Consider the following 21,350-nt stretch of genomic DNA (forward strand, 5'->3'; position numbering starts at 1 on the left):
ATCCGGCCATCGCCTCACCGTGCGCGACGGCGGAACGCCTCGTCAGGCGCCGGCGGTTTCGATTAGGCTTGCCAGCATTTGCTTTTCGTCAGGGGTCAGGTCCGTCAGGGGCGGACGAACCGGCCCCGGCGTCTGGCCGATCAGTTCGACGCCGGCCTTGATGATGGAAACGGCGTAGCCGGCCTCGCGGTCGCGCAGAGCGGCGAACGGGAAGAAGAAGCGGTTGAGGATATCCTCCATCGTCGCCCGATCACTCGTCCGCATCGCCTTGTAGAAGCGCTGCGCCAGCGCCGGCACAAAATTGAACACGGCGGAGGAGTAGGTCGTGACGCCGACGCCGTTGAACCCTTCGGCAAACAGCTCATGTGTCGGCATGCCGCCGATATAGCAGAGCCTGTCCCCCAGCTTGGCGGTGACGTGACGGACGAGGTCGACCCGTCCTGTGCCGTCCTTGAAGCCAATCAGATTTGGGCAGGCCTCCGCAAGCCGCGCGACAGTATCGGCGGTCGCAACCGAATTGGCTCTGTTATAAAGGATGACCCCGAGCGGTGTGGACTGGCAGACCGATTTGACGTGCCGGTAAATCCCATCCTGCGACGCTTCCATCAGATAATGCGGTAGCAGCAGCAAACCATCTGCGCCGGCCCGCTCCGCCTGGCGCGCGGTGTCTATGGCAAGCGAGGTGCCGTAGCCGCAGCCTGTGATGATCGGCACGCTGCCGGAGGCTTCCTTGGCGGCCTTGGTGACCAGGCCAACTTCTTCGGGCGATAGGGAAAAGAACTCGCCCGTGCCACCGGCGGCAAAGAGCGCCGCCGCCTCGAAGCCGGAAAGCCACGCCACATGCCGGCTGTAACTCTCCAGATGAAGGCTCAGGTCGGTGTTGAAATGGGTGACGGGAAACGACAGGAGACCCGATGCGATGGCAGACTTGATTTCCTCAGGCGACAACAGAACCTCCCATTCGTTGAAGGCTAAGTCGTATTATGACTTTTAAGATGAGTCAATCTGCAACCGTCGGCTTATGCTTCGGCCGTGACACCAAGGAGCGGTATCTCTCCATGCCGGTCAGAAGATGCACGCGCATAGCTTCGCGGGCACGCTCAGACTCCTGGGCTGAGATGGCATCGGCAATGGCGCGATGCTCGTCCAGAATTGGATGATCGCGGCTTGGCAGGGGATCGACGCCGCCCATGACGCTTTTGAACTTCACGCGCGGGATCATCCGGCGGCCGATATGCTCAAGGAACAACCTGAAGCGTGCATTGTTCGTGGCGGTGGCCACCGCCATGTGGAACTGGAAATCGACCTCGTCCGTCGCCTTTTTCATTTCCATCAGATCTCCGAAACGATGGACCTGTGCTTGAATTTCCGCCTCCTGTGCAGGTGACCGACGCAACGCAGCAAGGCCTGCGGCCTCGACTTCAACGCCGATGCGAAGCTCCAGTTCTTCGATGATGTCGGAGATTTTATCCGTTTCCCGGCTAAAAAGATCCTGCAGCAGATCACTAGGTCGCGACGCGACGACGAAAACCCCTGCACCCTGGCGCGACTCGACCATCCCGTCTGCCCGCAACGCCGCTATCGCCTCCCGAATGACGGTCCGACTGAAGCCAAAGCGACTGATTAAGGCTGGTTCCGTTGGAAGTTTGTCGCCAACTGCATAGACGCCCTCCTTGATCTGGGCTCTGATGATGTCAACGACGTCACTCGAATAGCGGCGCCCCCTTTGTGGTGCTGCACTCATTGGAGAGGCCTTGCGAGATCAGATGACATTCTGGAATTCGTATGACGATATGGGTTCATGGAAGCATGTACCGGTCCGTTCCTCGTTGCGAGGTGACGATCTTCCTGTCAGGAAATCAAGTCAATTCGATTGAACGGATTTTGATCGAGATCTGGTTGTCTTCAGTGGATAGTGGGCAGGTAAGCGATCCGGCTATGGATCGTGTCCCATGGAGTGGTGTAGCTCCGGCGTCCGCCGTGCCTTCCGGACGGAGCCGGGAAAGGATCAGCTTGCGGCTGGCAGGCTGATGAGTGGATCATCGCTCATCGTGGCGATGGTTTCCAGTGTCATGTAGCGGGATCGCTGAATGGCCCACTCGTCATTCTGCTCAAGCAGCAAGGCACCGACCAGTCTGACGATGGCATCGTCGTTAGGGAAGATGCCGACGACCTCGGTGCGTCGCTTGATCTCGCCTTTGATACGCTCGATCGGGTTTGTTGAATGAAGCTTGGCCCAGTGCGGCTTGGGAAAGGTCATGTAGGCGAGCACGTCCTGCTCGGCGCTATCCATCAGCGTGGCGAGTTTCGGCACCTTCGGCCTGATCTGGTCGGCAACATTGCGCCATTGGGTGCTTGCGGCCTCTGGGGTGTCCTGGGCAAATGCCGTGGCAATGAAGGCGGAGACGACGCGCCGTCCGCTCTTTCCTGCATGGGCCAAAGCATTGCGCATGAAGTGGACTCTGCAGCGCTGCCAGGTGGCGGAGAGCACCTTCGATACCGCGGCCTTGATGCCCTCATGCGCATCAGAGACGACGAGCTTCACGCCGCGCAGGCCTCGCCTGGTCAGCTTTCGCAGAAACTCAGTCCAGATTGCCTCGGCCTCGGATGTCCCGATTTCCATGCCAAGCACCTCGCGTCGGCCATCGGTGTTCACGCCCACGGCGATGATGACGGCAACAGAAACAATGCGCCCGCCGCGACGAACCTTGAGTTAGGTCGCGTCGATCCAGAGATAGGGCCATTCGCCCTCGATGGGGCGGTCGAGGAAGGCTTTGACCTTGTCGTCGATCTCCTCGCAAAGCCGGGACACCTGGCTCTTGGAGATGCCACTCATGCCCATGGCCTTGACCAGGTCATCGACAGAACGAGTCGAAACACCCTGGATATAGGCTTCCTGGATCACGGCCGTCAGGGCTTTCTCCGCCATGCGGCGAGGCTCCAAGAAGCTCGGGAAATAGCTGCCTGTGCGAAGCTTGGGAATGCGCAGCTCGACGGTTCCCGCACGTGTCTCCCAGTCACGGTCGCGATAGCCGTTGCGCTGGGCAACACGAAGCGAGCTCTTCTCGCCATAGCCCGCGCCGGTCTTTGTGCCGACCTCCAGCGCCATCAGCTTCTCGGCAGCAAAGCCGATCATCTCGCGCAGCAAATCAGCGTCAGCGCTCTTCTCAACGAGTGAGCGCAGGTTCATCATATCGTCGGTCATCGGTGGTGTCCTTCAGGTTGGCTCTAAGCAACCCGACCCTAACGGAAAACACCGGTGACCACCCTGTCAGCTACACCACGCTGCGGGAGTACGTCATGCCAAGCTGATAACTGCTTGTGGGTGCAAGTCCCATCCGGCCAAAGCCTTAGCAGGCAAGCCGGGACCGAGTCTTGCGGGCGTCGCGGTAACGCGGGGTCTGAAGTGTAGACAGGAGCCATGCGGGGTGCGGGAATGAGCCTCGAAAGGTGGATGTTCACGGAGGCCGAGTGTGTTCCCTAAACACGAAGGCAACACGCGTATCGTCGTTATGCGAGATGATGCCGCTCCGTCGGGGTCGATGGCCGGATCACGTATGGAAGGCAGTTATCGGAACATGAGAGGCCCGACCGGGTCCGCCAGACTGGTCTCTGGTGGGGGGCAGCAACAAGGCACTGCCGGAGTTGTTGACCGAGCTGAGGTCGGGAGTCGGACTGGTTCATAGTACCAATGAAACCGTTGAAGGAAACGAAACGCGTGGAGGGAAGGGATCGGCCCGAGAGGATCTCGCAAGAGGAGGCCAGGGTCCGGACACAGAGCCGGGTTGTCCTGATGCCAAACCTCGAGCGGGTGAACGCGGCAGCCAGACAGGTTGCCCGAACTCGGTTCACTGCACTGCTGCATCACGTCGATCTGAATGCGCTTCATCGTGCATTCAGACGGCAAAAACGGCAGGCAAGCGCAGGCGTCGATGGGATGACTGTGGCGAAGTACGAAGAGAGGTTGGAGCAAAATCTTCACGATCTCTGCGAACGGGTCCACACGGGTCGCTACCGGCCACAGCCGGTGCGACGTGTTTACATTCCAAAAGCCGATGGCGGAAAACGGCCACTTGGAGTGCCGACCCTGGAGGATAAGATCGTCCAGGGCGCGGTCGCTGAAGTGCTTAGTGCCGTCTATGAGGCCGACTTTTGCGGGTTCTCCTATGGCTTCAGGCCAGGGCGCAACCCGCACATGGCACTGGATGCATTGCATACAGCGATCATGAGCCAGCGCGTGAACTGGGTGCTCGATGCCGACATCCGCAGCTTCTTTGACTCGGTTGACCACGAGTGGCTGTTGCAGATGGTGGCGCACAGGATAGCCGATCCCCGTATCCTCCAGCTTATCAAGCTGTGGCTGCGGGCGGGAATCCTTGAGAGCGGCGAGACGTATGAGACTGACAAGGGTACCCCGCAAGGAGCTGGCATTAGTCCGCTCCTCGCCAACATCTTTCTGCACTACATCCTCGATCTGTGGGTTCATCAATGGCGTCGACGCTATGCACGCGGCCGAATTGTGATCGTGCGCTACGCCGACGACTTCGTTATGGGCTTCGAGAACAAGGATGATGCGCTGAATATGCTTCTGGCCCTCAAGGAGCGACTAGGCAGTTTTGGCCTAGCGCTCCACGAAGGCAAGACGCGGCTGATCGAGTTTGGCAGGTTCGCGGCTTTGACTCGGCAGCGGCGTGGCGAGCGAAAGCCCGAGACCTTCGCCTTCCTGGGCTTCATTCACTACTGTGGAGTGACCCGTGATGGCAGGTTTATCGTGAAGCACAAGACGGAAGGGAAACGCCTGACGCGAAAGCTGAAGGCGTTGCGCGAGGGAGCATGGCGGCACATGCACTTGACGTTGGCTACCCAGCACAAGTGGCTTGCCGCTGTGCTGCGTGGACACTACGGCTACTACGGCAGGCCGCATAACTATCCCGCGCTCAACGGTTTCTATCAGCAAACACGCCGCATATGGTTCCGCTGCCTGAGGCGGCGAAGTCAGAAAAGCCGGCGAATGGGTTGGTTGGAATTTGAAATCCTCACCGCACGCTTCGCGCTGCCAGTCCCACGTATTACTCGAACTTGGGCGCAGGCCAGGAGATGACGCGGGTTACTCTCGGGAAGAGCCGGGTGCGGGAAATCCGCCCGCCCGGATCTGTGAGGGCGAAGCCGAATGGCATAGCTACTCGACCACGATCCGGCTATGTCGCTCCAGTGGCCTTGACGACCGACTCGAACAAGACGTTTTGGGAACGCCTCACAATGTTTGATCTCGGCTTACGTCCGCTACCAGCGCTTAACCCGTGATACAAGAGTGCCTCATCCGCCTAGCCACACTGAAGGAGATAATCATCGCCAATGGCACATTCTTGTTGCGAGAATGGATGCAATCTCTCGGAAAATCCTCTTATCTTGTTTTCCAGCGTTCCGCGTGGGCGGGTCAGGCGTTAAAACGCATCGGCTCGATAATAAGCCGGCCGGATCCTTCGACGTGTTGGGCAATCACGCGCCGCGCCTGGGCAGAAGATGAAATTGTCGAGGCATTGCCGTCGACTGGACACTGGAGTCCTGCGTGGAGTTCTGCAAGGAGATGGTCGCTAGGACGCCCAATCTCTATCTCATCTTCAGCCAGGCCGATGACGTGGCGCTCGGTTGTGCCGGCTCGATACAGGCGTCCGGCTCGGCAGTCGCTGAACAGAGTGTGCGCTCCAACCATATCTGGCGCCATTTGTCGCCTCTGCGCCCCCCTGCTCGAAGGCCAGCGAGGCGGAACCGTTCTTGCCGACAAAGCGTATGACGGCAACGACTTGCGCGACCGGATCGCAGCCATGAACGCCGTCGCCGTGATCCCCTAAACGCGTAACCGCAAGGTCGCCATCCCGCACCATCCTGCCATTTACAAGCATCGCAACCAGATCGAGCGAAGCTTCAGTCGCCTCAAGCATTTCCGTCGCTTCGCGACCCGCCACGACCGCCGCACCGTGCACTTCACCGGCTTCGTTCATCTCGCCGCCGCCATGATTTGGCTTCGTTGAATGTCAATCCGGCCTAAGTCGCGGCCGGGACCGGCGCTCCCTCGCCGGGCTTCGTTTGGCGCCCCTTAAAGATGCGGCGCACGGTGACGAACAGCAGCGGAATGAAGAAGATCCCGATAAAGGTCGCCGCAATCATGCCGCCCATGACGCCGATACCGATCGAGTTCTGCGCGCCCGAACCGGCGCCGCTCGCGATCGCCAGCGGCGTGACGCCGAGGATGAAGGCGAGCGAGGTCATCAGGATCGGGCGAAGGCGCTGGCGGGACGCTTCCATCGTCGCCGAGACGAGATCCTTCCCATGGGCCTGCTGCTCCATGGCGAATTCGACGATCAGGATCGCATTCTTCGCCGCGAGCCCGATGGTCGTGAGAAGTCCAACCTTGAAATAGACGTCGTTGGATTCCCCCATGATGGTAGCGGCAAACAGCGCGCCGAAAATGCCGATCGGCACGGCGAGCATGACGGCGAAGGGGATAGACCAGCTCTCGTAGAGCGCGGCGAGCGCGAGGAACACGACGAGGCCGGAGATCAGGTACAATTGCGTTGCCTGGCTGCCCGACAGCCGCTCCTGCGCCGAGAGCCCCGTCCATTCATGGGCAAATCCCGCACCCTGCTCCGCCATGATCGTATCGATGACGTTCATAGCGTCGCCGGAACTGACGCCGGGTGCGGCCGAGCCCTGGATCTCGACTGCGGACGAGCCGTTATAGCGCTCGAGACGCGGTGAGCCGAACGACCAGCTGCCGCTCGAAAAGGCGGAGAACGGCACCATGGCATTGTCGGAGTTGCGGACATACCAGGTATCGAAGTCTTCCGGCTGCATGCGGAAATTCCGGTCACCTTGCAGATAGACCGGCTTCACCCGTCCGCGATCGATGAAATCGTTGATATATTTCCCGCCCCAGGCCGTGGACATGGTCGTATCGATATCGGACAGGCCGAGATTGAGGGCGCTTGCCTTTTCCTGGTCGATGTTCACCTGATACTGCGTCTGGTCCTCCTGCCCGTTCGGCCGGGTTCCCTGTAGCAGCGGGCTCTGCCTGGCGGCGGCCAGCAGCTTGTTGCGCATCGCGATCAGCGCCTCATGCCCTTCGCCGTTGATGTCCTGGAGATAGACGTCGAAGCCGCCGGAGTTGCCGAAGCCCGGAATGGCGGGGGGCGCAAGCGCGGTAACGGAACCGTCCTGGATTTTCGAGAAGGCTTTCCGTGCCCGGGCGACGATGGCGGACGCGCTGCCACTGGGATCGCTCCGCTGATCGAAACCCTTCAGCCGCACGAAGGTGAGGCCGACATTCTGTCCCTGTCCGCCGAAGCCGAAGCCCGCAGCACCGAACACGCCGTCGACATAGGCCTTCTCCTGATTGAGGTAGTAATCCGTCACCTGCCGCATGACCTTGATGGTCCGGTCCTGCGTGGCGCCCGGCGGCAGCTGGACGCTGGTGATGAGGATGCCCTGGTCTTCTTCGGGCAGAAACGAGCTCGGCAGCCGGTTGAAGAGATAGACGACGGCGCCGATAATGAGGAAGAACACGAGGAGGAAGGCGAACGGTCGGCGGATCATGCCGGAAATGCTGCGCTGATAGCCATTGGTCGTGCGGTCGAAACCCCGGTTGAAGACCCCGGAAAGCCCCTTTTTCTTCGCCCCCTCCTTCGGCTTCTTCAAAAGGGTCGCGCACAGCGCCGGCGTCAGCGTCAGCGCCACGACGACGGACAGGACCATGGCCGAGACGATCGTCACCGAGAACTGCCGATAGATGATGCCGACCGAGCCGGAAAAGAACGCCATCGGAATGAAGACGGCCGACAGCACCGTGGCGATGCCGACCAGCGCGCCGGTGATCTCGTTCATGGACTTGATGGTCGCCTCGCGCGGCTCCAGCCCCTCCTCCTCCATGATGCGCTCGACATTTTCGACGACGACGATGGCATCGTCGACCAGAAGCCCGATGGCCAGCACCATGGCGAACATGGTGAGCGTATTGATCGAGTAGCCGAAGGCGGAGAGCACCCCGAACGTGCCGAGCAGAACGACCGGCACCGCGAGCGTCGGGATGAGCGTGGCGCGAAAACTCTGGAGAAACACCAGCATGACCACGAAGACCAGCACGATTGCCTCGATCAGCGTCTTGATCACATCCTTGATCGACAGCCGGACGAAGGGCGTGGTGTCGTTGGCATAGGCGACCTCGACATTCTGCGGCAGGGTTTCGCGCAGATTGTCGATGGCGGTCGTCACAGCCTCTGCGGTGTCCAGCGCATTGGCGTTGGCGGCGAGATAGACGCCGAGGCCGGAGGCGTTCTTGCCATTGTACATGCCGGACGTGTCGTAGCTCTCGGCGCCGAGCTCGACGCGGGCGACGTCGTTCAGACGGACCAATGAACCGTCGGGGAGGCTCTTGATGATGATGTTCTCGAACTGCTCGGGCGTCTGCAGCCGGCTCTTGGCGGTTACGGTCGCATTCAGTTGCTGGCCCTGGCGCTGCGGCAGGCCGCCGAGCTGCCCGGCCGAAACCTGCGTGTTTTGCGCCTCGATGGCGCTCGAAACGTCGCTCGCCATCAGGCTGTACTTCACCAGCTTGGCGGGATCGAGCCAGATGCGCATCGCATAGCCGGAACCGAAGATACGCGTGTCGCCGACCCCGGGCACGCGCTTGATCGTGTCGTTCAGCGTGCTGTCGATGTAATCGGACAGGTCGAGCGAGGAGAGGCTGTTATCGGTGGAGACCAGGGCGACGACCATCAGGAAGCCGGTGGAAGCCTTGGCGACCGTGATACCGCTCGACTGCACGCTTTGCGGCAGCTGCGATTCCACGAGCTGGAGCTTGTTCTGCACCTGCATCTGCGCGACATCCGGGTCGGCGGCATTGGTGAAGGTGAGCGAGATCGTCGCCGAGCCCGTCGATTGCGAGGTCGAGGTCATATAATCGAGATTGTCGATCCCGGTCATGCCCTGCTCGATGACCTTGGTCACCGAGTTCTCGACCGTCTGCGCGTCTGCCCCGGCATAGTTGGCGCTGATGCGCACCGATGTTGGGGCGATCTGCGGATATTGCGAGATCGACAGCGTGGTGATGGCGAGGACGCCCGCCAGCATGATGCAGATGGAAATGACCCAGGCGAAGATCGGCCTGTCGATGAAGAAACGGGACATGGGCCGACCTCAATTCTTTGCAGCAGGCAGGACGGGAGCAGCAGAGGCCTCTTTCGCCGGCGCGGCGGCCGTCGAACCGGCCTCGGCCTTGACGGGTGCCGGCCCTCCGGTCTGCTGGGCCTGTTCGAGTTCGCCGGTAGCGTCGTTGACGATGACGTTTGATGTCGTCACGTCCTGGCCGGCACGCACGCGCTGACCTCCCTCGACCACCACGTTCTCGCCGTCCTTGATGCCCTCGGCGACCAGCCAGCTGTTGCCGATGCTGCGATCGACCGTCAGCACGCGCTGCTCCACCTTTCCCTCCGGGGAGACGAACAAGGCCATTGCCTCGCCTTTGGTGTTGCGAGACACGGCGCGCTGCGGCACCAGATAGCTGTTCTGACGGATGCCTTCCTGAATCATGGCGCGCACATAGACGCCAGGCAGGAGCAGTTGCTGGGGATTGGGAAACTCCGCCCTGACGGTGACCGAGCCTGTGGTCTCCTCGACGGCGGCATCGAGAAACTCGATCCGGCCGGTCTGGTCATAATCGGAGCCGTCCTCCAGCTTCAGCTTGACGCTGACATTGGCGCCCGTCGTCTTCAGGCGCCCGTCCTCGATGGCGCGCCGCAACTTCAGGAGGTTGGCGCTCGATTGGGTCACATCGACATTGATCGGGTCGATCTGGCGGATCGTGGTCAGCGACGTCGTCTGGTCGGCGGTGACCAGCGCCCCGACCGTGACGGTGGACGCCCCGACGCGACCGCTGATCGGCGCACGGATCTTGGTATAGTCGAGGTTGATGCGGGCCGTCTCGAGCGCCGCCTTCGCCGAGGCGACATCGGCATTGGCCTGCGCCAGGGCGCCCTGTGCCTCGTCGAGATCCTGCTGGCTCACCGCGTCGCTGCGGCTGAGGCCCTTGTAGCGATCGACCTTCGCCTGCGCGCTCGGCACCGCACCGTTCGCCTTGGCGACGGCAGCGACCGCGCTGTCATAGGCCGCCTGATAGGTCGCGGGGTCGATCTCGTAGAGCACATCGCCTTCCTTGACCGATCCGCCCTCCTGGAAATTGCGCTTGCGCACGATCCCGCCGACCTGCGGCCGGACTTCGGCGATCAGCGATGCGGCCGTGCGTCCCGGCAGAAGCGCCGTGATGGCGACGGAGGTCGGGTGCAGCGTCATCACGCTGACCTCGGGCTTTACCGCCGGCGCGTTCGCAGGCTTCTGCTCGGTCTTCTCGTTGCATCCGGCAAGGGCGAAGAGCGCACCGAACAGGACTGCGGGCAGGACATGGCGGATATGGGACACGGGGGAAATCTCCGGAGGCGACGGAACGGACATAGGCCGAACCCCACGCCAGACATCCCCATGATTGCGGCAATCTTCAGCAGATCCTGATATTTTTTCTGTCCGGGCGTTTCGGCGCGTCCAACCCGCTGCCTGAAGTTTCAGAGCGAGGCGGTAATGCCGCCATTGACATAGAGGATATGGCTGTTGACGAAAGAGGATGCGGGATGACAGGAACACGCAGGCGCCGACCAGTTCGTCTACCTGCCCCCATCGCCCGGCCGGCGTGCGCTTTCCGAGCCAGGCCGAGACGTCCGGGTCCGCGACCAAAGCTGCGTTCAGCGGCGTCTCGAAATAGCCGGGCGCGATCGCATTGCACTGGAGCCCGTAGGGCGCCCAGTCCGTCGCCATGCCCTTGGTGAGGTTCGCCACAGCACCTTTCGTCGCCGTGTGGGGCGCGATCCAGGGACGTGCGAGTGCGCTCTGCATGCTGGCGATATTCGTCTGCAGCAATCGCTCGAAGGCCTCCGGCGGAAAGTCATCGAGCGGCGCCCGATGCTGCATGCCGGCATTGTTGACGAGAATGGCGATCGGCCCTCGCTCGGATGGGCTCACAAGCAGCTTGCGGCGAAATCTTCCAGCTCAAGGACCCCACCACCCTCAGTCGAAACCAACCCTGTGATGGCTGGGTTCAAATCATCGTCATGAGTGGCAGAGCCGGTTACCCCTCTTGCGACTACAGCATGCGAGCTGCTCGCCCGCTTCTCCGTGTCGCGTTGTTGTAGTAGCTGGACGCCTGCTGCGCCGATCTGTGTCGGGATTGCTCCATCGCTTCTGGCAGGGGAATACCACGATTGGCAGCCTCCGTGAGATAGCCAGAGCGCAGCCCATGGGCGGAAAACTCCCCAGGTTCCAGCCCGGCCATGTCCGCCCGCTGCTTGACGATCTGATTGACCGCACCCGGCTCCATTGCCCGCTTCGATACGTTGCCCCAACGATCAACCTTCCGAAAAATACTCCCGCTCTCGATTCTGGCCGCCGCAAGCCAAGCATTAAGTGCGTCCACCGGACGACCCGTGAGGTAGACGACGTCTTCATGTTCTGCACCTGATGTCTTGGTGCGGCCGAGATGGATGGCGAGAGAGGGGAGGGGAGGGCCGCCTTCGACAGCAATGGGCGGCTCGATTGTAAGCTGTTCGGTGCGGAGACTGGCGATCTCGCTACGTCGGCCGCCGCCCGATGCAAAGGCTATCATCAGGATAGCCTGGTCACGGACATCACGAAGACTGCCCATGCTGCAGGTCGCCAGCATTTTGGCAAGCACATCTCCAGTGATAGCCTTGGCGCTCTTGCGTTTCTGCGGTCGGGGAGTGGCGCGCACCGCAAGCCGGATCGCCGATTTTAGCGCGGGTGACGAGAAGACGCCTGTCAGGCCCCGCCATTTCGTCAGCGTTGACCAACTGGCAAGCCGCCGGCGCACCGTGTCGGGCGCATGCGGCCCGGAGGATCGAAGGAAACGTTGTTCTCGCAGCCTCTGCTCGACATCGGCCGGCATGCCGTGACAAGGATCGATATCGCGCTGGTCAGGCTGCCACAGATGGTGGGCAACGAATTTTAGTAGCATGGCCTCCGGCGCTGGCCATGGGAGGGAAGCGCCGGTAGCGGCGAGGGACCAGGCCTGCAGATAGGCAAGGTCGGACGTGAGCGCGCGCAGCGTGTTTTCACCCATGCCCTCGTTGATCAGGTGGCGGAGAGTCTCGACATCCTGGTCAGTCAGCAGATCGGCGAGTTCGTCTCGCCGATCAAGCGGAAGGACGGCCGCAATCGTATCAAGCTCCTCGGCCCGACGCGTGACAGGGTTACGGCCAATAACTGTCATTCCATTGACGACGCTGGATGGAGTTTTAATCCGTCTGGCCGAAATCTCGCCCCTTGAAGAGCAGGGGCGCCTTGGCAACAGCAGCGACAGAATAGGAGAAACAATCACTCATGTTCAGGCTGGCCGGGTGGCGTCCTCTGCCAAATCGGTCTAACGCGGCTTCAGCTTCACGATAGTGCTTCTCGTTGAAGGCGACAGGCATGATATTCGGTGCGTCAATGAATCTCGAGACGATGTCGGCGGGATTGGAAAAACCTTTGGCTGTCAGAACCGTTCTTGTTTCAAACAGAGTTGGCCAGCCGATAACAATCTCTTCTTGCCGTAGGACTGATTTGAAGGCTTCGGCTTCTGGCTCCCCAAGGATGATTGCAACAATCACCGAGGTATCGATAGCAATCATATCGGTAAGCCATTTTCGTCATAAAGATCATCATGCGCAGAGGTGGTGCCAGCCGGAACATTGCGACGGCCTTCCGTGGCAAGTTCCCAGACGGCATACAGCGGATGCTTTTTATCCTGCTGTCTCAATTCGACGTCGTAGCGTTCAAGCGCCAGTTCGACAAGCCGGCTGATCGGCTGCCCGGTGCGCCGTGAAAGCGCATGCGCCAGATCTCTCGCCTTGGTGCTACGGATGGAAAGCTGTGGCTCGGACGTGATATTCTTCGTCGAACTGAGGCCGTACCGTAGCATTTTCTGTCTGAGATGGCAACAAAACAACGACGGATGGCTAACCATCGATAAGAGATATTTATCGAGGGTTTGTGGATTTTAGCCCCCAATTTCAATTGAAGTGCTAAGCAAAAAACTCGACGTCAAATTCTCCGCTTGCGATTTCATTCCAGAGTAGGGGAAGGGCAGTTAACCCGCTGAAGCCTTGGCCAGATTTACCTCAAGCTTTCGTGTCGGCGACGTTATTTGCGCTACCCCCTTGGGTAGTCAGCCCGTTGCGGGTGCGATGCTTTTGACATCGAGAGTAATCAATAGCGCGACAAGGAATGCTGCGACGGTGGCAAGCACAAATGCTCCGACGAAGATGGCAAGTGCTCTTGCCGCGCCGATGCCCAGATCACGCATGAACCAACGCACTTGCGCCTGCGCGTACCAGATTGCGGCGACCGCCAATGCGACGACACCTTCAAGAGTACCCTGATCCTGAGGCATGCTGAAGAAATCAAATCCCAGCACGAGTACGAAGGCAAAGGGTGCCGCGACGTAGCATTGGCTGAAGAAGGGCGGGCGGAGTGAATTGCGCGTGATACTGGCCGTCTTCGAACGCAGAAGCGTCACGGCCATGCACAGGGGATAAATCCCGAAGATTACCCCACGTGCGATCAGAAGGTTCGATCCGGACCCAAGTTCACGGGCGGCTTCAGTCGGATCGTAAACCGAGGGCAGCGAATTGGACAGTCCCTGCGAAAGAAGCAGAGTGATCAGCAGGAACAGCGGCGGGCTGAGGGTATCCTGATATTGGTCTTCCGGCTTATCGGCGAGTTCGATGTCAGCGTAGCGCATCATGCTGAGCGGCGTGACGACCGAGCGCCACATCGTGACAGGATAGAAAACCAGCCATGACACCAGTTCGTAGAGCAGCTCTTCGAGCGACTTCAGCAGTTTCATGAAGTCCAAGTGCCAGTCCTTCCCGTATGATCCCTACCTATGGATCCGTTTCATAGCAGCGCCAGTGCCCGACGTCACCGCGGCAATGGCAAGCCCGAAGTTGTAAACATTGAACTCTTCGCCATCTAGTCTTTCCACTACGGGATTTGGCGGCTATGTTGCGCGCGTAAAGGCGCTTGGACTGGAAGTCCAAGATATAGTCACACGACCCGAGCAGCGCTGTCAGGGTGCGATGCCCTGAGAGAACGGTTGCTCCTGTATCGGACACGAGGAGCCAATCGATGAGGATAATGAGAGGCCTGATTTTAGGCGTTGCCTTGCTGGCAGCCGTGCCCGCGGTCGCCGACGACATGCGGCGGGAGACCGTCCGTTTCGCCCCCGGGTCGTCGAGTTCAACCATCAAGGCATCCGTGAAAGGCTATCAGACCGTCCAGTACGCCTTGTCTGTCACAGCCGGCCAGAAGATGAATGTCCAACTCGATTCCCGCAATACGAGCCTCTACTTCAACGTGACGGCGCCGGGCGCCGATGCGGCGATGTACAACAGCTCGATCGATGGCAACGGCACAAGCATCACGATCCCGTCCAGCGGCAAGTACGTCATTGACGTCTATCTGATGCGCAACGCGGCCCGGCGCAACGAGACTGCAAGCTACGACCTCACCCTTTACGTGGAATAGTCAGATGCCGAGGCCCTGAGATGACCTCATCGGATCGCGATCTCCCGTTCTACAACGGCAAGCCCGTCAAAATCGATGGAGCGGGCTGGCTCGTTCTCATGGCATCTGTTGCGCTGGCGTTTTTGGCACTCACACTTATCCCCCTCCGCGCCTTCCCATACAATCTCATTCCGGCGCTCCTGTTCGTCGGGATCGCGATCCTGGCGCTTCACAGGGTGGCCGGCAGGCATTGGAAGTGTCTGTTGCGCCCCGTAGGCTTTCGATCCGCGGCGCTGATGGTGCTGTTCGGAGCAGCAACGCTGGTCGGATCCATGGCGATGGGCTGGGTCCTGCAGCAGTTTTTCGAGCTTCACTCCAACCCGGTGGCAGATGAGATCGCCGTAATGTCAGCGTCGCAGGTGGGCGCTACACTTTTGGTGACCGGGATCCAGTTGGTCGGCGAAGAGCTTTTCGGAATACTGCCGTTCCTCGCCGTCCTGTGGTTGTGCGTGCAGCATCTGAACCTGTCGCGCAGGTTGGGAATCCTTGTAGCGCTTGTCATCTCCGGCCTGCTCTTCGGCGCGGCGCATCTGCCAACCTATGACTGGCACTGGGCGCAGTCATTGATCGGGATCGGCTTCGCCCGCGTGATCCTGACGCTCGCCTATATCGTCACGAGAAACCTTTGGGTCTCGGCAGGCGCTCATATCATCAATGACTGGACGGGGTTCATCTTTATGTTTGAATTCGGCCACGTGCCAATCAACGCAGTAGAATGACTGGCGATGCCAGACGCCGAAATGGAATTCACCTAAAAGGCCTTTGCGCCGCAACGTTTGAACGAAAGGAGTTAGGCATGCGTCTCGTCGCGACATCTCTCATGGGAATGATCCTGCTGTCGGCCATACCCGTTCTCGCAAATGACGTTCATCAGACGAAGTGCAAGGGCAACAGCGGCGCCTGCATCCAGGAAGCCCAGCGCGTTTGCGGTGGCGAGTACCACGTTCTCTTCAGCGAAAGCCACGCTGGCGGGCTCCTGGGCGACAGCATTCCCGGGCCTGTAACCTGGTACTCGATGAGCTACGAGTGCCCGAACTCTCGTGGCGAGAAGCCGGACTTCGCGTTCCGCGGCAACACGTATTCACCGCCACCTCTACGCGATGTCGAAACGAAATCGAGGCAGAGGGTTTCGGTCGGCAGCATGGCAAAATTCTGCCAGGGTGAGGCGTCCGCCACGTTCGGCCGCAAACCTCAGGAGATACTCACACTTCCTGTCGAACGCACAGGCGGCGGCTTCACCGTTTTCGGCCAGTTTCCCCCTGAGGGATCAAGGGTGACCACCTTTGAGTGCCGGTTCGACTCGTCGGGGGCGTTCAGGCGCGTTGTTCGAGATTAAGGGTCTGCTCTCTCATTCTCGATCAAAGGGCAAGGCGAAAATCTCCTACGTGGATCGACGTCCAAAACTTTGGGGGAGGGGAGGGGCAGATTATAGACCTGAAGCCTTGGTCAAATTCACACGGAAGCGGTCGCGCCGGCGTTGGTATCTGCGGGTCATCTCTGCGGACGCATGGCCAAGCTGTTTCTGGACATAACGTTCGTCGACCTCGGCAGAGGAGGCGAGCCCCGCGCGAAGGGAATGCCCGGAGAACTTGAAGGCCCGCTCGATCTCGCTGAGCTCGCCGCGAACGCCTGCAGCCATTGCGGCCCTTTTCACAAGCCGAGCTACTTCCTTGTCATTCAGCCGTTCTGGCCCAACTGCTTTGCCTTGTCCCGTCACGCGACGGAAGAGGGGACCGTGCGCAAGCTTGGCGAACTTGATCCACATCTCGATCGCGGCGACCGGGCAGGTCGCGTCAGACGAGCCGCGACCCACCTCAACCTCTCGCCATCCGGTTTTGCCGCGCAGGGTGATGAGCATGCCCTTGTCGAGGATTTCGATCCAGCCGCGCCCGTCTTCGGTCTGGTCTGCCTTCAGATCAAGGCCGACGATCTCGGAACGCCGAAGACCTCCAGCAAAGCCGATGAGCAACATGGCGCGGTCGCGCAGGCCGCGCAGAGAACCGCGGTCGAGCGTTTCGACCATGGCAATTATATCCTCAGCCATGACCGCTTCCTTTTGGACCGGTGGCTTGGCGTGGCTGTTGCGTATGCCGGCCATCACGGTGGCGACATGCCGGTCTTTGCGATCGAGCGAGAGGCCACGCTGGGCATAGTTCCACGAGAGTGAGGAGAGGCGGCGTTCGATGGTCGAGACAGAGTTCGCTTTTGCACCCCGTTCAGCCGTGCCGGAAGCGCAGGCTGTGATGTAAAGTCCGACGGTTTGCGGATGCGGGGGGAGGGGGGCCAGATTGGAGCGCCTGCACCACGCCGAAAAATGCTTCCAGTCGGCCGCGTAGGCCTTGCGCGTGTTGGCGGAACTGGCCGCCTGGACATACCCCCGGGCGCGATCGGCAAGGCTTGCAAGATGGGCGGGCGTCTGGTCCTGAACGGCGAGAGAGGGGAGGGAGCATTCGCCCGACACCTCCGGCGCGGAAACATCGCGCTCAGGCGCCGTGCTGAGAGACGGCGCTGAGGTTTCCTCGACGTGGATTTCGGTGTTCTGCTCGATGATTTGGGCCATTTCTCTATAATGACCATAATGTCCGATAATGCAAGATTATCGGACGTTTTATCTTCGCGATAGGCTGTGCGGTTTATAACGAAAAAGTAGCACAAACTGCACATCTGATTTATGCTGCTGCGTATGGATTCGATCACATCTTCGTTCTCTGCAACCTCCACATGGACCGGCTACCTCCCAAGCTGGGCGCTGGCGCGTGGCCGTGACATTGACGAGCTGGATGCTGCTTTTGCCGCAGGTATCGCGCTGAAATCACTCGACGATTTAATCCGTTCGGATACACCATGGATAGGCTGCTGGCGCGATCGTCTTGCTCTCAAGTCAGCCGCCGTCGCGGCCAGGATGCTCGGTCGCAACGAGGAAGAGCCCGCGCTGCGGGACGCCGTTTTGTTGACGCCCGTGGACGGTGATCCCGGTCCTGCCGGGAAGCTGTTTTTGGCCACACGAATGCTGTCCCGCCGGATCGGCATGCCGGGCACATCGTTTACTAAGGAATTGGCCACGCTTCTATCGATCCGTTGGGACGACGATCTTGCCTTGGTCCCAGATCTTGTCGATTCTGCCATCCGATCCGGACGTTCGGCACCTTTCGCGGTGGCGGACCTTATAATGGCGATTTCTGCGGCTCGCCCGGACGCAGAAGTGTTGGCACTTGGTCTTGGCGAGATGGTGCTGGCTCAGAAGCTGAACTGGTCGCAACCGGTTCCCCTGTTGCTACCCGAGCGCTTTGGCCCAGCTTTCCGCACCATCGGTGGCCGGGGTCGCGTGAAGCCGGGTGAGTCAGCCTATTCGAAAGCAATCTGCATGGCGATTGTCGATGGCGCCGAACTGGCACTGCGTTCCGCTGCGGAGATCGATCGCCGCGCTAGCCGCTTGTTGGCCATCGCAGCCAAAGTCAGGACCAGAGGAGCTGAACCGGTCATCCGTCGGCTGTTGAACGAAGACGCTGTATCCGCTTCGGCAGCCGGGGCCAGCCTGTCACGATGGGCGGCAAACCGGCTGTTCGAGCGGCTCGAAGGCTTTGAGGCGATACGCGAGCTCTCGGGCCGGTCCTCCTTCCGAATATTTGGATTGTGACAATGGCAGGAGCGAGCGCAGCTAAACGCCGCCGTCAAGCCGGAGGACGCAAGCAAGAGCTCCTGTATGATCGCGAGCTACTGGACTTGCCGTCGGAAATGCGCTGGCGGGAATGGATGATGCGCGTCGAGGCGGTCATTTTTGCGTCCGCCGAGCCGGTCAGCCGCGAGACTCTGGCGCGGGTGGTCGGCAAAGACTGCAGCGTCGATCTGCTGATCGACGACTTGGTCGGAGAGCTGCGAGATCGCCCTTATGAACTGATCTCGGTCGCAGGCGGGTGGCAACACCGGACCCGACCAAGGTTTGCCGAGACGATCCGCGCTTCGTCCGCGCCTACGCGAGGCGGTGTGGCGGCGTTGTCTGAATTTGAGGCGATGGTGCTGATAGCTGTCGGATATTTCCAGCCGATCACGCGCGGTGAGTTGTCAAAGTTATTTGGCAAGGAAGTCAGCCGCGATACGATCGGCGGTTTGCGTGGAGCAGGTTTTATCGGCTCCGGCCCACGGAGCCCTACGCTGGGCGCGCCATATACCTATGTCACGACGCCATATTTCCTCTCGGCCTTTGGCATGGAGACCTTGCGGGACCTGCCAAACATCGAGGCGCTGGAAGACGCTGGTCTCTTGAGTAAACAGGGTAGCGCCGTGGATACTGACCCGGCCGCCGGAGACGACATGTTGGAAGATTGACAGGTTTGGGCTTGGCGCCGCGGTAGCGCACATCGGGCTGCCGCAAGAACTGCGGTTGTTTTTGACAACCGGCATTCTTGGCGGTTTTACGACCTTCTCGACGTTTTCGCTGGATGCTGTAGGGCTTTGGGAAAGGGGAGAGGCTAGCGCCGCCATCCTCTACGCCAGCGCTTCTGTCATCCTGGCATTCATTGCAATGTTCGCTGGCATGGTGCTGGTGCGTGGTATGGCTGGAGGTCAAACGGCATGAAAAGTATTTTTCTCGGCTGGCCCTTCTGGGCGCTATTATCGGCTGGCTTTGCGGCAATGACGGCTATCTTCGCAAAAGTCGGGGTCGAAAACGTCAATTCCGATTTCGCGACTTTCATTCGCACGATCGTCATTCTGGCGGCCGCCGGGATGATGGTCTATGTCACCGAAAATTGGCAATCGCCGGGTACGGTGTCCGGCCGTAGCTGGGTATTCCTTGTTCTATCAGGCCTGGCAACCGGCGCGTCGTGGATCTGCTATTTCCGGGCGTTGAAACTCGGTGATGCCGCACGCGTTGCGCCGATCGACAAGCTCAGTGTCGTCTTCGTCGCAATCTTCGCCGTACTCTTTCTAGGGGAGCGTCTGTCGCTTCCCAATTGGCTTGGCGTCTGCCTGATTGCCTGCGGCGCTATCCTCGTCGCTTACCGAGCCTAGAGCAGATCCGATGTCGAACCCACTTTGCCTCCCGATATGGCAGGTCTGGTACGCGTGGCACCCCGGTTCTGCCCGAGGATGATCGCGTATTCTGACTGGAGTATGTTTGGAGGCGATGGGATACGACGGCACGGCGATGATGGTATCGCTTGTTCGGAGCCACGAACAAAAAGACGCGGAAGCTGCGTCGCAGGAAACCTGAACCAGGAGGAAAACCATGCACATTGTTGCACTCATCCCACATCCTAAAACAGCCCTTTCCAGCCTGCTCATCGCCGACGCTGCATCAGCGGTCGAACCGGGATCAACAATCACGGCGCTCCATGTTTGCGTCGATCCCGCCAAGATCGGAGGCAGTGTAGAGGAAGTCGACATGCAGGAAATGCGGATCCGCGATGAGGGCACGGCCTTTCAGCGACGGAACGAGGTCAGAAAGATCTTCGAGGAGTGGTCGGCAGGGCGTGAACCGTCGCCGGCTGGCGCCAAGGTCGAGTGGGTGGAAGCTGATGGTGGAGAAGAAGACGGTGTCCGCAAACATCTTGGATCAGCCGATCTTGTGACCATCGCCCACCCGCAATCGATGGACGGCGGCGATGCCCTGCATGCGGCGCTCTTCGATCACCATAGGCTGGTGGTTTTTACGCCGGATACTAACGGCACTCCGGTTTCTTTCGGCCGCTCAATCGCCATTTTCTGGAGGGACGATGACGGAATACGTTCTTGCCTTCAAAAGGCCAGAGCTTGGCTCCGCGCTGCTGATACGTTGATAATTCTCGCAGCACACGAGAACGACATCTCAGAGGCGGTTGCGTTCTTTCAGACATTGCATGTCAGCGGGACAGGGCGGCTGCAGACCTCCGTGGCGAAAAACGCCGACGATTTTCTGGAGAAGGCCAATAGGGGCGGCGCGGATACGCTTTTGATGGGCGCCTACCGTCATGGCCTATTCCTCGAGACCGTCTTTGGCGGGGCCACGAAGACAGTGATGGATCACACAAGTTTGCCCGTGTTTCTCAGCCATTAGGCCTACGTACGACACATCCTCCTGTAGAACTTCGCCCTTGGAATCCGTTCTACCAGCCAAAGGGAGTTCAATATCCTTGAGCGCGGTGAGCGAGGAGAAAATTATTTTGCTGCCGGGTGGAATAACGCGTGATTGCCAGCGTCTCTCTCCTGTCATTTCAACAAGGAGATTATACTATGCGCAAAACAGTTCTGATGGCTCTGCCGCTCGCTTTTCTCATGTGCACCGGTGCAGCCCTTGCTGGCCCTGCCATGGACATGGCCAAAACCCGTATCGAAGCGATCGCCAAGGGCGATGTCGCGACAATCACCAAGGACTACGGTAAGGATCCTTCCCTTGCCTGGATTGGTGGTCCGCTCGACGGCACCTATGCGTCGGAAAAGGCGATAGCTGAAGTCTGGACCAAATTCTCGACGGCACAGGGCGAACAGACCGCCACAGTCGGCGAAGTCTGGGAGGCAGCCAATCCGAAGGGCGCGACCGTTGCAGCAAATGTTGTCTTTGCCGGCAAGAACAAGGTTCCCGTTCTCTATATCATGACCTATCGTGACGGAAAACTTGTCGACGAAATCTGGCAGGTTAACCCGCCTGCAAAGTAAGCCGAATGGTGGCCATGCCAGCATCCCCGGTATGGCCACCGATCCGAAGGGCT

At 59.9% G+C, this 21,350-nt stretch carries 20 protein-coding genes and 2 pseudogenes; 10 read left to right on the forward strand and 12 right to left on the reverse strand.

Annotated elements, in window-relative coordinates; genetic code table 11:
- Window positions 1-42 precede the first annotated feature (42 nt).
- The 3 genes and pseudogenes from kdgD to GA0004734_RS21640 all read right to left on the reverse strand — a co-directional run bounded on the left by kdgD (window position 43) and on the right by GA0004734_RS21640 (window position 3,205).
- A complete protein-coding gene (kdgD, locus tag GA0004734_RS21630) occupies window positions 43-948 on the reverse strand; it encodes a 5-dehydro-4-deoxyglucarate dehydratase (RefSeq protein ID WP_092937804.1) in 906 nt (301 codons plus the stop codon).
- A gap of 52 nt (window positions 949-1,000) precedes the next feature.
- A complete protein-coding gene (locus GA0004734_RS21635) occupies window positions 1,001-1,744 on the reverse strand; it encodes a FadR/GntR family transcriptional regulator (RefSeq protein WP_092937806.1) in 744 nt (247 codons plus the stop codon).
- Window positions 1,745-2,008: 264 nt separating this feature from the next.
- Window positions 2,009-3,205: pseudogene (locus GA0004734_RS21640) on the reverse strand (IS256 family transposase).
- Between the two features lie 588 nt (window positions 3,206-3,793).
- Here GA0004734_RS21640 and ltrA point away from each other — a divergent pair.
- Complete coding sequence (gene ltrA, locus GA0004734_RS21645) at window positions 3,794-5,101, forward strand: group II intron reverse transcriptase/maturase (RefSeq protein WP_245292574.1); 1,308 nt, start codon at window positions 3,794-3,796, stop codon at window positions 5,099-5,101.
- Between the two features lie 520 nt (window positions 5,102-5,621).
- Here the strand turns inward: ltrA and GA0004734_RS26510 are convergent.
- From GA0004734_RS26510 to GA0004734_RS21690, 8 genes and pseudogenes are all read right to left on the reverse strand, one after another.
- Window positions 5,622-6,002 (reverse strand): hypothetical protein, encoded by a 381-nt coding sequence (locus tag GA0004734_RS26510; protein WP_245292575.1) that lies wholly within the window; start codon window positions 6,000-6,002, stop codon window positions 5,622-5,624.
- 43 nt (window positions 6,003-6,045) lie between these two features.
- Entirely contained in the window at window positions 6,046-9,183 is a 3,138-nt protein-coding gene (locus tag GA0004734_RS21660; RefSeq protein WP_092937812.1) for an efflux RND transporter permease subunit, read from the reverse strand.
- Window positions 9,184-9,192: 9 nt separating this feature from the next.
- The gene (locus GA0004734_RS21665) at window positions 9,193-10,503 is read right to left on the reverse strand and encodes an efflux RND transporter periplasmic adaptor subunit (RefSeq protein WP_139056319.1); all 1,311 of its coding nucleotides are present in this window, start codon (window positions 10,501-10,503) and stop codon (window positions 9,193-9,195) included.
- Window positions 10,504-10,610: 107 nt separating this feature from the next.
- A pseudogene (locus GA0004734_RS21670) lies at window positions 10,611-11,055 on the reverse strand (SDR family oxidoreductase); the annotation flags it as partial.
- Window positions 11,056-11,185: 130 nt separating this feature from the next.
- Window positions 11,186-12,328: a site-specific integrase gene (locus tag GA0004734_RS21675; protein ID WP_092937816.1), complete on the reverse strand. Its 1,143-nt coding sequence runs from the start codon at window positions 12,326-12,328 to the stop codon at window positions 11,186-11,188.
- A 25-nt stretch (window positions 12,329-12,353) separates the two neighbouring features.
- A complete protein-coding gene (locus GA0004734_RS21680) occupies window positions 12,354-12,728 on the reverse strand; it encodes a type II toxin-antitoxin system VapC family toxin (RefSeq protein WP_245292576.1) in 375 nt (124 codons plus the stop codon).
- Complete coding sequence (locus GA0004734_RS21685) at window positions 12,725-13,018, reverse strand: type II toxin-antitoxin system VapB family antitoxin (protein WP_092937818.1); 294 nt, start codon at window positions 13,016-13,018, stop codon at window positions 12,725-12,727. The genes GA0004734_RS21680 and GA0004734_RS21685 overlap by 4 nt, the downstream gene beginning before the upstream one ends.
- A 246-nt stretch (window positions 13,019-13,264) precedes the next feature.
- Window positions 13,265-13,954 (reverse strand): permease, encoded by a 690-nt coding sequence (locus GA0004734_RS21690; protein ID WP_092937820.1) that lies wholly within the window; start codon window positions 13,952-13,954, stop codon window positions 13,265-13,267.
- A 272-nt stretch (window positions 13,955-14,226) separates the two neighbouring features.
- On the opposite strand from GA0004734_RS21690, the gene GA0004734_RS21695 reads away from it, so the two are divergent.
- The 3 genes from GA0004734_RS21695 to GA0004734_RS21705 all read left to right on the forward strand — a co-directional run bounded on the left by GA0004734_RS21695 (window position 14,227) and on the right by GA0004734_RS21705 (window position 16,000).
- On the forward strand, window positions 14,227-14,625 hold the full coding sequence (locus tag GA0004734_RS21695; protein WP_092937822.1) for a DNA breaking-rejoining protein: 399 nt from the start codon (window positions 14,227-14,229) through the stop codon (window positions 14,623-14,625).
- A 20-nt stretch (window positions 14,626-14,645) separates the two neighbouring features.
- The gene (locus tag GA0004734_RS21700) at window positions 14,646-15,383 is read left to right on the forward strand and encodes a CPBP family intramembrane glutamic endopeptidase (RefSeq protein ID WP_092937824.1); all 738 of its coding nucleotides are present in this window, start codon (window positions 14,646-14,648) and stop codon (window positions 15,381-15,383) included.
- 77 nt (window positions 15,384-15,460) lie between these two features.
- The gene (locus tag GA0004734_RS21705; protein WP_092937826.1) at window positions 15,461-16,000 is read left to right on the forward strand and encodes a hypothetical protein; all 540 of its coding nucleotides are present in this window, start codon (window positions 15,461-15,463) and stop codon (window positions 15,998-16,000) included.
- A 90-nt stretch (window positions 16,001-16,090) separates the two neighbouring features.
- Here GA0004734_RS21705 and GA0004734_RS21710 read toward each other — a convergent pair whose 3' ends face one another.
- A complete protein-coding gene (locus GA0004734_RS21710) occupies window positions 16,091-17,224 on the reverse strand; it encodes a site-specific integrase (RefSeq protein WP_092937828.1) in 1,134 nt (377 codons plus the stop codon).
- 123 nt (window positions 17,225-17,347) lie between these two features.
- On the opposite strand from GA0004734_RS21710, the gene GA0004734_RS21715 reads away from it, so the two are divergent.
- From GA0004734_RS21715 to GA0004734_RS21740, 6 genes are all read left to right on the forward strand, one after another.
- Window positions 17,348-18,301: a DUF1403 family protein gene (locus GA0004734_RS21715; RefSeq protein ID WP_042617875.1), complete on the forward strand. Its 954-nt coding sequence runs from the start codon at window positions 17,348-17,350 to the stop codon at window positions 18,299-18,301.
- Between the two features lie 2 nt (window positions 18,302-18,303).
- Window positions 18,304-18,990 (forward strand): SMC-Scp complex subunit ScpB, encoded by a 687-nt coding sequence (locus GA0004734_RS21720; RefSeq protein ID WP_042617842.1) that lies wholly within the window; start codon window positions 18,304-18,306, stop codon window positions 18,988-18,990.
- Window positions 18,986-19,240 carry a fluoride efflux transporter FluC gene (locus GA0004734_RS21725; RefSeq protein WP_268753664.1) on the forward strand — a complete coding sequence of 85 codons (255 nt, stop codon included), beginning with the start codon at window positions 18,986-18,988 and terminating at the stop codon, window positions 19,238-19,240. The genes GA0004734_RS21720 and GA0004734_RS21725 overlap by 5 nt, the downstream gene beginning before the upstream one ends.
- Window positions 19,237-19,674 carry an EamA family transporter gene (locus GA0004734_RS21730; protein ID WP_042617843.1) on the forward strand — a complete coding sequence of 146 codons (438 nt, stop codon included), beginning with the start codon at window positions 19,237-19,239 and terminating at the stop codon, window positions 19,672-19,674. Before GA0004734_RS21725 ends, GA0004734_RS21730 begins: the two co-directional genes overlap by 4 nt.
- 217 nt (window positions 19,675-19,891) lie before the next feature.
- Window positions 19,892-20,698: a universal stress protein gene (locus GA0004734_RS21735; protein ID WP_042617844.1), complete on the forward strand. Its 807-nt coding sequence runs from the start codon at window positions 19,892-19,894 to the stop codon at window positions 20,696-20,698.
- Between the two features lie 176 nt (window positions 20,699-20,874).
- On the forward strand, window positions 20,875-21,297 hold the full coding sequence (locus tag GA0004734_RS21740) for a hypothetical protein (protein ID WP_042617845.1): 423 nt from the start codon (window positions 20,875-20,877) through the stop codon (window positions 21,295-21,297).
- Window positions 21,298-21,350 lie beyond the last annotated feature (53 nt).

The organism is Rhizobium sp. 9140 (genome assembly GCF_900067135.1).
Classification (GTDB): domain Bacteria; phylum Pseudomonadota; class Alphaproteobacteria; order Rhizobiales; family Rhizobiaceae; genus Ferranicluibacter.